The sequence below is a fragment of the Rhizobium acaciae genome (assembly GCF_025941625.1).
Taxonomy (GTDB): Bacteria; Pseudomonadota; Alphaproteobacteria; order Rhizobiales; family Rhizobiaceae; genus Rhizobium; species Rhizobium acaciae.
On record NZ_JAPCZO010000009.1, the window covers coordinates 259,281 to 273,924 of the forward strand.

A 14,644-nucleotide genomic window follows, 5' to 3' on the forward strand; every position below is an offset into this window, starting at 1 on the left:
ACAGAAAGATGAAGATCGACCGCATGCGGGTTTTCATGACCCGCGACAAGGACCGTCCGCGCGTGATCGTCGCGCTCGACACCGATGACGGGCTGACGGGTTGGGGCGAATGCTACAATCACGGCCCCGACAAGGCGCTGCCGCCGCTGCTCGATTATCTCTACGGATTTGTCTCCGGCCAGGACCCGACACGCGTGGAGTATCTCGTCAATCTGCTGATCCAGCAGAGCCGCTTTCCGCCGGGGGCGCTTGGCCTTGCCGCGATCTCCGCGCTTGATCACTGCCTGTGGGACCTTGCGGCCAAGGCGGTGAATGTCCCGGTCTACAAGCTGCTCGGCGGCGAAGTGCGCGACCGCATCAAGGTCTATGCCGGTGTCTATACCGCGCCGGATGCGCCGGCGGCCCGCGACGAATTCGATCGCCTGAAGGAGGGATGGGGGTTCACCGCCTTCAAGCTCAGCCCCTGGCGGATCGACATGCACTCCAACCGCTGGGGTAATGTCGTCAAAGCCTCGGCGGATTATTTCCGCTCGCTTCGCGAAACGGTCAATGACGAATACGAAATCGCCTTCGATGCCCATGCGAAGATTTTCGAACCGATCGCCGCTCGCCAGCTCGGCAATGCGCTGGCGCCTTATGACCCGCTGTTTTTCGAGGAGCCGCTGCGTCCTGAAAATATCGAGGCCTGGGGCGACCTGAAACAGGGCCTCAACTGCACGCTGGCGACCGGCGAGTCGCTCTACAACAGAAACGAGTTCCTGCGGCTGCTGCAGGTCAAGGGCGCCGACCTTATCCAGCCCGACATCTGCGTCGTCGGCGGCATCAGCGAAATGCGCCGCATCGCCACACTCGCCGAAGCCTTCTTCGTCGGCGTGGCGCCGCACAATCCAATGGGCCCGCTTGCGACGGCGGTCAACGTTCATTTTTCGGCGGCGGCGCAGAATTTCCGCATCCTCGAATACCGGCTGCCAAAGGGACAGGCCTATGTCTATGGCGGCCTCGATATCGAGAAGCGGGAGGGGGAAACCCGTTACGTCGTCGATCCCTATCTGCCGAAGGACGGCTATCTGGAGCTGCGTCCCGACCGGCCGGGCTGGGGTGTCGAAATGGACGAGAAGGCGATGGAGGAAGAAGGTTACATCCATTGGCAGCGACGCGTGCCGAAGCGGCCCGACGGCTCCTACGCCTTCGCCTGAGGCCATTGCCCGCTTTAAAAAGCAGGAGCTGGCCGCCGGATGGCCAGGCCAGCTCCCGCAGGGCGACGGCTCTAGGCATCTTTCGGCAGCACTGAGCGAACCCTTGCGATGAAGACATGGAAGTCCTGCATGTAAGTGCGAAGGAAATCGGCGGTTTTGTCGTTGGTGACCTCGCCGTCATCGGTGATCAGCCCCGGTGTGAACTGGATGTAGGCTTCCGGGGCATTCATCTGGGGAGAGTTGCAGAAACTGAGCACACTGCGCAAATTCTGTTGGGCGACTGCCGTGCCTATCGCGCCCGGCGACGTGCCGATCACCGCTGACGGCTTGCGTGTGAACGAGTTGGTGCCATACGGGCGGCTCGCCCAGTCGATGGCGTTTTTCAGCCCGCCAGGTATGGATCGATTGTATTCGGGCGTGACGAACAGCACGGCGTCGACGGCCGCGATTGCCGCCTTGAATGCCTTGCCAGCCGGAGGGTAGTCGGCGTCATAGTCGTAGCTGTAGAGCGGCAGGTCCTTGAAGGATATCTCCGACATTTCAAGTTCCGGCGGGGCCAAACGCACCAACGCCTTGGCGAGCTTGCGGTTGATCGAGCCCTTGGCGAGGCTGCCGATGAGATAGCCTACTTTATGCGTGGTCATGGCGTTCTCCAATATCTCGCATGATAGGGACGCATCATACGCAAGAATCATAGAAGGGGTGTCTTGTCCTTTGATCGCACGTCACTAACCGCCGAGGAACGTGACCGTCTCGTCGAGCGGGGCGCGGCCTGTACGGGCGTAACTGACCGTGGGGTCCTCGTAGCCGATCGACATGCCGCAGAAGAGGATGAGCCCGTCCGGGGGTGACAGGACCTCTGCGACCGTCTCGCGAACCTGCGACCACGCCATCTGCGGGCAACTGTGCAGACCTTCGGCGCGGAGCAGCAGCATGACGGTCTGCAGATACATGCCGACGTCGGCCCATTGCGGTAGGCCCAACTCACGGTCGATGTAGCAGAACAGGGCGGCGGGCGCGCCGAAACAGTTCCAGTTGGCGATTGCTGCCCGCTGGCGCGCCTCCCAGTCCTCGCGCGCAATGCCGAGCGCGCTGTAGCGCTCCTTGCCGAAGGCGGACCGACGCTCGCCGTAGGGAGCCTTCAGTCCGGCCGGGTACATCTCGTACTGCCGCTTGTCCCAGGCGTCGCCATGGGCCACGCGCTCGACGGCGGACGTCTTGAGCTCTGCCAGCGGTGCGCCGGTCATCACGTAGGTGTTCCACGGCTGGATGTTCGATCCTGACGGCGACCAAGCTGCGGCCGACAGCACTCGCTCAAGCACTTCCCTCTCCACAGGCTCGTCCTTGAATCCGCGCACCGACCGCCGACTTTTGACTGCCTCATATACGTCCATGATCGCCTCCATGCCGCCGGCCGTTCGTTACGTCCATACTCATGGCCGCTTCCTCCTGACCGTTCCGTTCCTGATGTGGCTCATTATCTCCATTCGCAATGGAGGCGTAATCACACCGTGGTCTAGGGGGCGTACATCAAACGTACATCAGGGATCGATGCGTTCGGGGGGGCATGTGGGCGAAGCATCGCGGGACTCCCGCGCGACGGTCATCCAGGTCTGGAATGACGCCCCTGAACGGCCTCAGCTTGGCGCTTACGCTCAAGCCGCAGTCATCTTTTTCGCCGTCTTCGCCATTGCGCTGCTCTTCGTTGCCGCGGCGCCGATCCCGAGTTGCCGACAAGATCATGCTCCAATCATGAGTCGCAAGAGCAACGCTTCGCCATTTCGTCAGGTGCCTACGGCTCGGACGCGATCCACCGGGGAGCGAGGATGCCATCCGAAGATGTCGGCGAGCGTATCGAGCATCGCCGTGGCCGCAGCGGATTGAAGTGAATAGTAGATCGTCTGGGCAGCCCTTCGGGTCTGCACGAGTTCCTGTTCTCGAAGAATTGCCAAATGCTGGGAAGTCGAAGATTGGCTCAGTCCCACCTCGTCGGCCAGGACGCTCACGGACATTTCTCCTTCGGCCAACAGATGCAGAATGTGAAGCCGTTTGGCATTCCCCATGGCCGACAGGAAGTTTGCTTCGTTGTCGAAGGCGTTGGTTTCAGGGGAAGGCGCGGCTGACGATTGATTGTTCAAGGCGAGATCTCCTTTGGGGGAACCAAAGCCGGGCACATATCCCCGAGCTTTAATTTAGAGATAACGCATGGGTGCGGAGCCGAAACCCATTATCGGCGCCGCATCGTTTTTTCCGGCGCGAATCGGATACGGCGCGCATCAAATGGACAGCGGCGGCAGATCATCTTCGAGGCCGGCATCCTTCGCCTGTAAGCTAGCGCGGGCCGACCTGGCGCATTTGCGCGGGCAGCGTTTCCCAGGCCCGGATCAGTTCGCCGATGGAGGCCGCCTCCATCTTGTGCATGACATTGCTGCGATGCAGCTTGACCGTCACCTCGCTGATGCCGAGGTCGAAGGCGATCTGCTTGTTGAGGCGGCCGCGCGCCACTTCATGCAGAACTTCGCGTTCGCGCTGTGTCAGCGTCTCCAGGCGCTTGATATTGCGCTCGGCGATCGCGGCTTCCGCCCGTCGTTCGGCGTCCATCGCAATGCCGGCAGTGACGGCGTCGAGCAGCGTCTGGTCCCGCACCGGCTTAGTGAGAAAATCCACGGCGCCGGCCTTCATCGCCTGGACGGTCATCGGGATATCGCCGTGTCCGGTCAGGAAGATGATCGGCTTGGAAATGCCATTCTCGGCCAGATGGCTCTGCAGGTGAAGGCCGCTTGCGCCTGGCATGCGCACGTCGAGGATCAGGCAGCCGGGGCTATCCAGTATATCGGCGTCAAGCAATTCTCGGGTCGAAGCAAAACTGGTCGACTGGAAACCCGCCGACAGGATCAACTCCGACAGCGCTTCGCGGACCGATGCGTCGTCATCGACGATAATGACAAGCGGCTGGTTCTCTTCATAACTGCACTGCAATGATAACGGCGCCGATCTCCGCTGCAACGGCTGGTCAACTCTCATGTCACCCTCCATCTGTCGATTTACGCAAAGCGTTGGCAATGGCCGCCAGCAGGGCCTGGGCATCGAAGGGCTTGCGGAAAAATCCGCTTGCGCCTTGAGCGCGTCCCTGATCGGCTATCTCGTGGCGGCCCGTGATCATGAATACCGGCAGCTCCGGACGCGACTTCCTCACTAGGTCGCGAAGTTCGAAACCGTCGATGCCAGGCATTCCGATATCGGTGATGAGCAGGTCGAGGTCCGACAGCCCGTTGACGAGCAGCGAGCCCGCCGATGAGAAGCTGCGGGCCACATAGCCCGCAGATTCCAGAAGGTCGCCCATCGATTCAAGCAACCTTGGATCGTCATCGACAATTGCCACGACGTGTCTTGTCTTGTTCATGTTTCAATTCCCTCCCACTCGGCGTGAGTGGGTTATCGGTATTTCCAATCTCTCCGCGATCCGCACCAGATCGGCGAGTGATGCCGCCGCCATTTTGTGCATCACGTTTCTTCTGTGGATCTGCAGCGTGACTTCGCTGATCCCCAATTCGGCTGCGGCCTGCTTGTTGAGAAGGCCACTGACGACGAGCGGCAGCACCTCGCGCTCGCGCGGCGTCAGGTCGAGATAATGTTGTCTGAGCATGTCGATCTCGGCACGCCCGGCTCTCTTTTCCCGATCCTGAGCAATCGCTGCGTGGATTGCCGCCATGAGATCCGCATCGCTGAACGGCTTGGTCAGGAAGTCCACCGCGCCATGCTTGATCGCACGTACGGAGGAGGGAATGTCGCCGTGTCCCGTAATGAAGACGATCGGCGGATGATCCCTGTCGGCGATCTGCTTCTGCAGATCGAGACCGTTGATGTCAGGCAGTTCGATATCCAGCACGAGGCAGGAGGGCACGTCCGGCTTGTCCGCTCTCACGTAGTCGCAGGCCGATTCGAAGGCGATGGCGTGCATGCCGTGCGAGTCCAGCAGTTCGCCGAGCGCTTCCCGGATACGTTCATCGTCGTCGACGATGAAGACGATATGGTCGTCGGCCGTCATGGCGCCGCCTTCGTTTCAATAGGCAATGTGAAGATCAACGTCGCTCCGCAAGGATTGTTCTTCTCTGCCCACAATCGTCCGCCGTGCAGTTCGACGATCGAGCGGCAGATGGCCAGCCCCATGCCCATGCCGTTTTCCTTCGTCGTAAAGAACGGCTCGAACATCTTTTCGGGAAAGTCGATGCCCTGGCCGCGATCGCTGATCTCGGTCTGGAGGATATTCCCGATCTGGCGCACGCGGATTTCGATGATCCTGTCGCCTGTCGTGGCGTCCATTGCCTCGATGCCGTTGCGGATGAGATTGATCAGAACCTGCTGGATCTGAATGCGATCGATTGCGATGAGCGGAAGGGTGGCGTCGACCTCCACCTCCATCCGAACGTGACGACGCCAGGCCTCGTCGGCCATGAGGTTGCGCGCTTCGTTGACGATACCGGAGAGCGTCGATGGGATCCTCCTGTCTGCCGATTGCTTGAACAGAGCGCGAATGCGGCTGACGACATCCGCCGCCGAGTTGGCATCCCGGATGATGCGCTCGACCGTCCTCTGTGCCCGCTCCATATTCGGCGGCTCGGCCATGAGCCAGCGCTGGCAGGCGTGTGAGTTGGCCACGACGGCCGCAAGCGGCTGGTTCACCTCGTGCGCGATGGAGGCTGAAAGCTCCGCCAGGCTCGCCACCTGGCTCGCCCGTGCAAGACCCTCTCGCGCTCGACGCAGATCTTCCTCCGCGTGAACCTCACCGTCGATATCAAGGCAGATGACATTCCACTGGACGATGATGCCTTCGGCATTGCGCATCGGTGCCGCACGCGTCTCGACCCAGCGATATTCACCATCATGGCGCCGCAGACGGTGCCTACGCGCATAGGGCTCGCCAGTGGACAATGAACGGGCATAGTTTTCTTTGACCCCTGCCACATCGTCGGGATGAACACCGGCATCGAGTGTGCCGTCCAGCCGGGTTTTGCCCGTTCCATCCAACTCTTCGAGATTATAACCGAGGAAGTCGCGCAGTTGCTGGCTGCGATAGATCGGTTCTCCATCAGGTGCTGCGCAATCGATCATTGCCGGCAGCGTTTCAACTAGCTGCCAGAGCGATCGTTCTCTCTCTCGCAGTGCCTCCTCGACACGCAGTTGATCGTCGATGTCATGCGACAGACCATACCATTGGACGATCCGACCGCTCTGATCCCGCAGCGGCTCCGCGCTGCCTTTCACCCAGCGGTAGACGCCATCGGCGCGCCGCAGGCGATATTGGCTGGAGAAGCGCTGCCCGGTGGCGAAGGAATGGTTGAGCGCTTGCTCGAGGCTGGCTGCATCGTCGGGATGGACGGCGGCCTCGATGAGCGCCGCCAGCCGGCTGACACCCGGCTTTTCCGTATCGGCAATGTCGAGACCCAAAAAATCGATCAGGCGCTGATTGAAGAAGGTTGGAGCGCCTTCCGGATCGAGCCGCCAAAGCAGGCTCGGGACCATGTCCACGAGTTGGGAAAGCTCCCGTTCCCGGTCGCGTAGCGCTTCCTGCGCGCGCATCTCGTCGTCGATGTCGACGGAGATGACATACCATTGCATGATCGCGCCGCTTTGATCGCGCAGCGGCTCGGCTCGGCCATCGACCCAGCGATAGGCTCCGTCGAAACGGCGCATGCGATATTTTATCGAGAAGGGATCGCCGCTGGTGAGGGAATGATGAACCGTCTCCAGCAACCTCGATGCGTCATCGGGATGGATGAGGGTGTGAATGACCGAGGAGAGGCGGCTCATGCCAGGCTTGTCCATATCGCCCACATCGAGACCGAAAAAGTCGATCAGGCGCTTGTTGAAGAAGACCGGCTCGCCTTCCGGCGTCAGGCGCCTGATCTGGACCGGGACCATGTCCACGAGCTGCGACAGCTCGCGTTCGCGGTCGCGCAACGCCTCCAGCGCGCGCACCTCCTCGTCGATATCGAGGGAGACGCCGTACCATTGCACGACCGTTCCGTCGTCATCGCGCCGCGGCTCCACCCTGCATTCGGCCCAGCGGTAGACGCCATCTTTTTCAAGCCAGCGAAACCGCATGACGGAGCCGCCGCCGGTTTCGAAACAATTGCGTAGCGTGCGCTGCACGTCGGGCGCATCCTCGGGATGAATCAGCTGCTGCAGCAGCTCGTCGATACGCGGTTCGGCCCGCGCGTCGAAATTGGCGATGACGGCGCGGAAATGATCCTGGTAGCGTTTGTTGAAGTAGGTCGATCCGCCTGTCGATTCCACGCTCCATATGCGGACCGGCACGGCGTCGATCATCTGCAGAAGCTGTTTTTCGCTCCGGCGGATGGCCTCTTCGGCACGCATCTGATCGTCGATATCATGACAAAGGCCGTACCACTGGACGATGTTTCCGGCCTGATCGCGCATCGGCTCGGCTCGGCTCGACATCCAGCGATAGAGACCATCGGCGCGCCGCAGCCGATACCGCATGACGAAGCTCTCGCCGGTGGCGAGGCAATGGCGAAGGGCGTCCCTGAAACCGGCTGTATCATCGGGATGAACGGTGGCCTGCAGGACCGCCTCCAGCCGGCTCATGCCTGGCCTGTCCGAGTCCGCCACGTCAAGACCGAGGAAATCGACCATCCGCCTATTGAAGAAGGTCGGCTCGCCCTCGGGTGTCAGACGCCAGACATGGCTTGGAACCATGTCCACGAGTTGCGAGAGTTCCCGTTCCCGGTCGCGTAACGTCTCCACGTTTTGGCGCAATGTGAGCACTGCCAGCTGGTGCTGTCGGGATATGGCGGCGACAATCAGCGCCGAAAATGCCGAGATGGCCAGAAACAGCTGCAGCATGATCTGATTGTGTTTCTGGGTTTCCGGATCACCGGCAAACTGGCTGGCGCCCGTTATCGTGAATACCGCCGTGATCAGAGCAAGCAGAGCGAGCGATACCGCGGCGCCCTTGAACTCGAAGCGGACCGCGGCCCAAAGAAGAGGCGGCATGATGATATAGGCAAAAGGAAGGTAGCCGCTCAGTGAAAGAGCCGCGACACCGAGAAAGATCAGCCCCAGGACGCAGGCTTCCACCCATTGCGCGGCCGAGAACTGCGTCTTGCTGCGCCAGCTGTGAAAGAGGACCAACGCCAGCGGCGAAACGATGAGGACACCGGTTGCGTCTCCGATCCACCATAGCGGCCAGGCCGTCGCAAAGGATTGCGATTGGATCGCGAACCAGGCAAGCGTGGCACTTCCCACGGTCGCGCTCACGATCGGTGCAATTCCGGCAGCCAGGATGACAAATGTGAGAACTTCCTGCAGAGTTTCCAGCTGACCCGGGTGCTTCAAGGTCCGGTTGACCAGCCATGCGGCGACCATTGCTCCAAGAGCGTTGCCGGCATAGATCAGGAAGGCCGCTGGCACGGGGCTGTAGAACCACAGGAAATTGCTGAACATCTCTGCCAGGCAGCCCGCCAGGATCCACCATGGCCAGCTGCGCCTGGAGGCGAGGATGAGGGTCGCGACGAAAAGCCCGCCCGGAGGCCAGATGGAAATACCCGTTCCCGGCACGATTGCCAGCGACTGAGCGAAGCCGCAGGCGAGTACATAGGCGAGGAAGAAAAGCCCCAGATTCAGGAGCTGGGGACGGTGCGACCAGACGCCCAGCATCAACTGCTCCTGCCGGACAGAGAGAACCGGGGGATCGTCAGCATTTCCTGCAGCAGTCGTTCTCGATTTTGGGGCTGGCGAGCTCATGTTACAAAGCGTAATCCCGCCGCACCACAACCGCAACTCATGGAAACCCATGCATTGCGCGGAAATGTAGCCGGAATGTTCGGGCGAACGACGGATCTGAAGACTGTTCAGTTTTCCCGATGGCGCATCCTAGACTTCAGGCTGGTTCCGCTATGCCCAACGGCTAGGGCGCCAGACCTCAGGCACGATGGAAGGCGTCCGGCTTTCCGGTCATTGTCGATCCGCGTGAGGCATTGCAGAAGACATGCAGCAGAGGATGCCGATATGAAAGTCACGGTGGTGGGAGCAAGCGGTCTCATCGGAGCGCGGCTCAGCGAGAAGTTGCGCCGATCGGGCCACGACGTCGCGGCCGCATCATTGTCGCTTGGCGTCGACACGGTTACCGGCAAGGGACTGGACGTGGTGATGGCGGGAACCGAAGTCGTTGTGGACGTGACCAATGCCGCATCCTTCGGTGACAGTTCGGCGTTCGATTTCTTCAAGGCGTCGACGAAGAACTTGCTCGCAGCTGCGGCGGAAGCCGGCATCAGGCACTATCTCGCACTCTCGGTCGTTGGCACGCCGCACCTCGTGGAGAGTGACTATTTTCGCGCGAAAATGGTGCAGGAAAATCTCATCCGGGCTTCAGGCCGACCCTATACGATCCTCCGCTCCACGCAATTTTACGAGTTCATAAACGGGTTGATCGACATCGGGGCTGAAGGCAATGTCTTTCGGTTGCCATCGGCCTTCATGAGGCCGGTCGCAGCCGGGGATGTCGCCGCATTCCTGGCGGAACTGGCAGCCGGCGCTCCTTCGGGCGATGTCGTCGAAATCGGCGGCCCGGAGCAGTTCGGCATCGATGAAATCGCCCGGATCTATCTCGCCGCGAACGAAGACGAACGGCAGGTGATAACCGATCGATCCACGTCGTATTTCGGAGTCGAACTGACCGACGACGCCCTCGTTCCCGGCGCCGGCGCGCGCATGGCGCGACAGACGCTTTCCGACTGGCTCAACCAATCGATGGGGGAGTAGGCCGTGCGGCTTTTCTTCCGGCCGGTTGGAGACTTAAAATCGACCCGCCACAGAACGTTCATCTGGCTGCGATTAGAACCCTCAAAGGCTCACCGCAATCTTTGAATAGAGATGAACGGGGGTTCAAGGCTTGCCTCCTGAAAGATTGGCGGCGGGTACAATAATGAGCGAGCATATTCCGTGTCGGTTGAGCAGCGTTTAACCCAGCCGCCTAGATCAGTGCTTCGGGGGTGCCCCAAGGTTGACAAAAAGACATCCATTGCCGATCTCTATCTGGGTCAGAAGGTCGGCCCTTACCTCTTCGCCAACAACCGCTTTTATGTGCCGCCACTTTTGGCTCTTCGGATGTGCGGGCACCGGTACGCCCTCTCTCAAGAACAGCGTCACTTCAGGAGCTTCATCTGATTTGTAGATGCAAATTCTCACCGGCTCACATCCCTGTTGACAGCAAATATTGTGCACTGCAAAACAAGGGATGGCAAACATTCATTTGCCGGGTAAGTCAACGTTGGGCCGGTGTAGACCCGTGATCCTGAGGCGCACCCTGCCGCCCGATGCTGAGGCCGGCGGAAGGTCGAGGGGCGCGACGCCGGAGGTTCGGATGTTTTCACCTAAGTCGCCGGGGTTCATCACCTCGAAGCATTCAAGAAACCTTTATGAAGCTCAGGGTTGAACTACCCGCACCCCGCTCCAAATCCCGTCGGCAGCAGTCGAAAAGGAGGGGAGGCGCACATGGGCAACGCACAGATCGATCGGGTCGGTCGGGTGAGATCAGGCTTGGGTTTCATTCTCGTCCTCGTCCTCGTTTCCCTACTGTCCAGCCCTCAATCCTTCGCCGCACCCGCCGATATCGGCGGCTTGACGGTGACCCTGCCCGATGCCGCTTCCGGCTGGAGGAAAGCCGGCAAGGGCAATCTGTTCATGCTGCAGAAAGATTTTCCGGAAACGGAGGACGACAAGCGCGGCAATGCTCTAATTCAGATCACCAAGCCGCTCCCGGCAGCGCGCAGTTCCCTGCAGGCCGGCATGAAGACCTTCGTCGCGACGCTGCCCGACATGGCGAAGGAAGATATCCTGATCAAGCATTACGGGGTCACGGTGAACGGCTACGATATCCGCGTGGAAGAACGCTGCTGCGTTCATCAGAAGAACGTCAGTATCGGCCAGATCGTCGTCGGCATCGCCACCGACAAGCGGCAGGCCTTTCTGCAGCTGGTGCTGCTGAATGTGAGCGGCGACAGAAGCAGTAGTGCCGAGGCCGATTTCGCAAGCCTCGTGCGCTCGGTGAGGCTTGATCCTTCCGACAAGGATTTCGATCTGGTGCCGGCGAGTGACGACGGCGGGCTGGACGGCGTCTTCACCCATCTCGATACCGGTCTCCGGCCGAACGTCTTCGGCGGTATGGATTTCTATTCGGACAGCACGATCACCATGTTCGACCCGAAGGGGCTGTTCAGCACGGAGCTGCCGAAGGGCGGCCGGAGCATTGCCGAACATTGCAGGGACACCCCGACAGATTGCGGCCTCTACAAGCTTGCCGGCGGCGGGTTTTTCTTTTCCGCCGGGTCGATCGAAATGCGCAGCGTCACCTCCGCCTACGGCACGATCGAGATCGAGACGAAGACATTCTCGAAAAAAGGTGAGGACCTGATGATTGCCGACGCAGACTACCGCGCCGTGCCGCCGTTTGATGAGGGTGCGACGCTCGACGGCGAATGGGTATCCACCTTCGCCTCGAGCGGCATGACCGCGACCTCGTCGGGATCGGTGGCTTCCAGCCATACGCTGAGGCTTCATCGAGACGGCACTTTCGAACGCTCAGGCTGGTCGGGCGCCTCGATGACGAACGAAATTGGCGGATCGCAATTGGGCGTCACCACGTCAAGCAACCGGCCGGGCGCCAGCGGGCGCTACAAGCTTTCCGGCTACCGTCTCGACCTGACCGATGCGAGCGGCAAGACCGAGACCATGAGCATATTCGAGCCGGACAAAGGTTCCGACGGGCTTCTGGTGATCAACGGCAACAACTACCTGAAGGGCGATGGGAAATAGAGAGGAAGCGCCCAAGCTATTGATACATTAGGCTTATATGGCGACGCGGTTGACCTCCCGGTCGGCTGGAAAGCCACCGTGGTTAGTCACTTCGAGTGATCGGCAATGCGCGAATCACTTGAAATCTGGCGCATCTCGCCAGCCGCCGCGATGGGCTGAAACGGGCGGTTTGGTTAAGCATTTGTAAATTGGTAACGAATCGAGGCATATAGTAACTGCGCAACTGAAGCGCTTTCGTTCAAAATTGCGCAGTTACTTGGGAAAAAGACCATGCAGCCGAGCCTTGCTCTTCAGGACGATCAAGAGCATCTCCCGTCGCTTCTGGCAACAGATGCGAAGGAGTTATCCTATCAACTTCAGCAGCATCAGGCAAAAATCTTTCCCCCGCTCTCGCAAAAGACCATCAGAACATTTTCGCCGGCGGAAGCTGCGGCCTTCATCGGTATCGGCGAAGGTTATCTCCGCCAGGTGGCCGCCGACGGCCATGGGCCGGATCCGCTCGCAAACGGACGGCGGCTTTACAGTGCAACCGATATGGACCGGATTCGCCGGGTCCTCGACGAGCGAAACGGAACGCCGAAATATGTGCCGGCGCGCCGGCCGGGGGAAAAGCTCCAGATCGTCTCCGTCATGAATTTCAAGGGCGGCTCGGGCAAGACCACCACCGCGGCCCATCTGGCGCAATTCATGGCGCTCAGGGGCTACCGCGTGCTCGCCGTCGACCTCGATCCGCAAGCCTCCTTGTCCGCCTTGTTCGGCCATCAGCCGGAGTTCGACGTCGGAGAGGGCGAAACGATCTACGGTGCGATCCGATATGAGGAGCCGCGCCCCATCGCCGACATCGTGCGCGCCACCTACACGCCCAATCTGCATCTCATTCCGGGCAATCTCGAGCTGATGGAATTCGAGCACGAGACGCCGAAGGCGATGGCGTCGGGTACGGCGGAGACGATGTTCTTTGCCCGCATCGGCGAGGTCCTGACGGAGATCGAAAGCCTTTACGACGTCGTGGTCATCGACTGCCCGCCGCAGCTGGGGTTCTTGACGATGTCGGCGCTCTGCGCGGCCACCTCGGTCTTGATCACGGTCCACCCGCAAATGCTGGATGTCATGTCGATGTCGCAGTTTCTGACGATGACGAGTGAGCTGATGTCGGTCGTGGAAAAGGCCGGCGGGCGTACCAGCTATGACTGGATGCGCTATCTCGTGACGCGGTTCGAGCCGAACGACGGACCGCAAAGCCAGATGACCGGCTTCATGCGGGCGATCTTCGGCAATCGAATGCTCCACAACGCCATGGTGAAGTCGACGGCGGTCGCCGACGCCGGCGTCACCAAGCAGACACTCTACGAGGTTGAGCGGTCGCAGTTCACACGCGGAACCTACGATCGGGCTCTGGAATCCCTCAACCTCGTGAACGGCGAGATCGAGGCGCATATTCGCTCGACCTGGGGGAGGAAATAGATAGATGGCGCGCAAGAACCTCATCGAAATCTCCGCTCCGAGCCCGGAAAGAATGGACGCAGTCGCACCGCGCGACAATCGCCCGATCGCGGGATTCGTGCCGCAGGAGCGCAGTGCAGCGCCGGTCGGCGGCATCACCAAGACGCTCGGCAACATTACCGAGAAAATGGAGCGGGCGAGTGAGCTGGAACGGCAGCTTGCCACCGGCCAGACTATCGTCGAACTCGATCCCGGCCTGATCGACGCTTCCTTCGTCAGCGATCGATTGGCGATCGATGCAGCCGAACTCGCACAGCTTGTCGAGCAGATCCGCGAGCATGGGCAGCAGGTTCCGATCCTTGTCCGCCCGCATCCCGAAACCAGGGGACGCTATCAGGTCGCCTACGGCCATCGGCGCCTGGCTGCCACCCGAGAAATCGGCATCCGGGTGCGCGCGGTCGTCCGCGATCTCACCGACGGTCAACTGGTCGTCAGCCAGGGACAGGAAAACAGCGCTCGAACCAATCTCTCCTACATCGAGCGCGCGCTCTTCGCATCACGGCTCGAGGAACGCAGCTTTGGCCGCGATGTCATCATGGCGGCTCTCGGCGTGGACAAGGCGGCGCTGTCGAGAATGCTGATCGTCATACGACAGGTCCCCCTTGATCTCGTCAACGCCATAGGTGCGGCACCTGATATCGGCCGCCGGCGATGGTTGGAACTGGGCGAGCGGCTTGAGAAAGCCGACGTCGAAAAGATCGTCGCTGAGTTGTCCGCGGACGACGCGCGCAAAATTTCGAGCGACGAGCGGTTTCAGCGGGCACTCGTTCTGGCAACGAAGAAGACGGCTGCGCCGAAGCCGGCGATGGCCAAAACCCAGGTTAGTGGCGTGCCTGTCATGATCAAGAAGACAGCATCCGGTGCGACCTTCGTCTTCGACGGCAAGACCGCGCCCGGTTTCGATCAATTCGTCCAGGAAAGGCTGAAGGGCCTGTTCCAGGAGTTCAACAAGGACAGAGGAGCGTAGCGCGCAAAAGAAAAAGGCCCCCAACGACGCCGTCGTGGAAGCCCTTCTCAGATCTTAAGCACATCGAGAATCGCATTTCCACGAATCACAGTCAAGCGTCTTAGGCACCAAATTGGTGGATGGTTTTCTTTTGCCTGAACGA

General features: G+C 60.5%; 12 protein-coding genes. 5 read left to right on the top strand and 7 right to left on the bottom strand.

Annotated features, from left to right (window positions below; genetic code table 11):
- Positions 1 to 8 precede the first annotated feature (8 nt).
- Complete coding sequence (locus OLZ32_RS16745; protein WP_011649533.1) at positions 9 to 1,196, top strand: galactarate dehydratase; 1,188 nt, start codon at positions 9 to 11, stop codon at positions 1,194 to 1,196.
- A 71-nt stretch (positions 1,197 to 1,267) separates the two neighbouring features.
- On the opposite strand, the gene OLZ32_RS16750 is transcribed toward OLZ32_RS16745, so the two are convergent.
- From OLZ32_RS16750 to OLZ32_RS16780, 7 genes are all read right to left on the bottom strand, one after another.
- Positions 1,268 to 1,840, bottom strand: a complete 573-nt coding sequence (locus tag OLZ32_RS16750) for an NADPH-dependent FMN reductase (protein ID WP_003550113.1) — start codon at positions 1,838 to 1,840, stop codon at positions 1,268 to 1,270.
- An 84-nt stretch (positions 1,841 to 1,924) separates the two neighbouring features.
- Positions 1,925 to 2,590 (bottom strand): nitroreductase, encoded by a 666-nt coding sequence (locus tag OLZ32_RS16755; protein WP_264421840.1) that lies wholly within the window; start codon positions 2,588 to 2,590, stop codon positions 1,925 to 1,927.
- 390 nt (positions 2,591 to 2,980) lie between these two features.
- Complete coding sequence (locus OLZ32_RS16760; RefSeq protein ID WP_264421842.1) at positions 2,981 to 3,334, bottom strand: ArsR/SmtB family transcription factor; 354 nt, start codon at positions 3,332 to 3,334, stop codon at positions 2,981 to 2,983.
- 193 nt (positions 3,335 to 3,527) lie between these two features.
- Complete coding sequence (locus tag OLZ32_RS16765; RefSeq protein ID WP_017991340.1) at positions 3,528 to 4,220, bottom strand: response regulator transcription factor; 693 nt, start codon at positions 4,218 to 4,220, stop codon at positions 3,528 to 3,530.
- A 1-nt stretch (position 4,221) separates the two neighbouring features.
- Positions 4,222 to 4,599 (bottom strand): response regulator, encoded by a 378-nt coding sequence (locus OLZ32_RS16770; RefSeq protein WP_017991339.1) that lies wholly within the window; start codon positions 4,597 to 4,599, stop codon positions 4,222 to 4,224.
- A 3-nt stretch (positions 4,600 to 4,602) separates the two neighbouring features.
- Entirely contained in the window at positions 4,603 to 5,244 is a 642-nt protein-coding gene (locus tag OLZ32_RS16775) for a response regulator transcription factor (RefSeq protein WP_003550118.1), read from the bottom strand.
- A complete protein-coding gene (locus OLZ32_RS16780) occupies positions 5,241 to 8,876 on the bottom strand; it encodes a PAS domain-containing protein (protein WP_264421846.1) in 3,636 nt (1,211 codons plus the stop codon). Before OLZ32_RS16780 ends, OLZ32_RS16775 begins: the two co-directional genes overlap by 4 nt.
- 351 nt (positions 8,877 to 9,227) lie before the next feature.
- Between OLZ32_RS16780 and OLZ32_RS16785 the strand changes: the two genes are divergently transcribed.
- The 4 genes from OLZ32_RS16785 (at position 9,228) to repB (ending at position 14,502) form a co-directional block, all read left to right on the top strand.
- Positions 9,228 to 9,980 carry an SDR family oxidoreductase gene (locus OLZ32_RS16785; protein WP_017991337.1) on the top strand — a complete coding sequence of 251 codons (753 nt, stop codon included), beginning with the start codon at positions 9,228 to 9,230 and terminating at the stop codon, positions 9,978 to 9,980.
- Positions 9,981 to 10,712: 732 nt separating this feature from the next.
- The gene (locus OLZ32_RS16790; protein ID WP_017991336.1) at positions 10,713 to 12,032 is read left to right on the top strand and encodes a hypothetical protein; all 1,320 of its coding nucleotides are present in this window, start codon (positions 10,713 to 10,715) and stop codon (positions 12,030 to 12,032) included.
- A gap of 270 nt (positions 12,033 to 12,302) precedes the next feature.
- Positions 12,303 to 13,496: a plasmid partitioning protein RepA gene (repA, locus tag OLZ32_RS16795; protein ID WP_017991335.1), complete on the top strand. Its 1,194-nt coding sequence runs from the start codon at positions 12,303 to 12,305 to the stop codon at positions 13,494 to 13,496.
- 4 nt (positions 13,497 to 13,500) lie between these two features.
- Positions 13,501 to 14,502, top strand: coding sequence for a plasmid partitioning protein RepB (gene repB, locus OLZ32_RS16800; RefSeq protein ID WP_011648803.1), 1,002 nt, complete (start codon positions 13,501 to 13,503; stop codon positions 14,500 to 14,502).
- Positions 14,503 to 14,644: the final 142 nt, after the last annotated feature.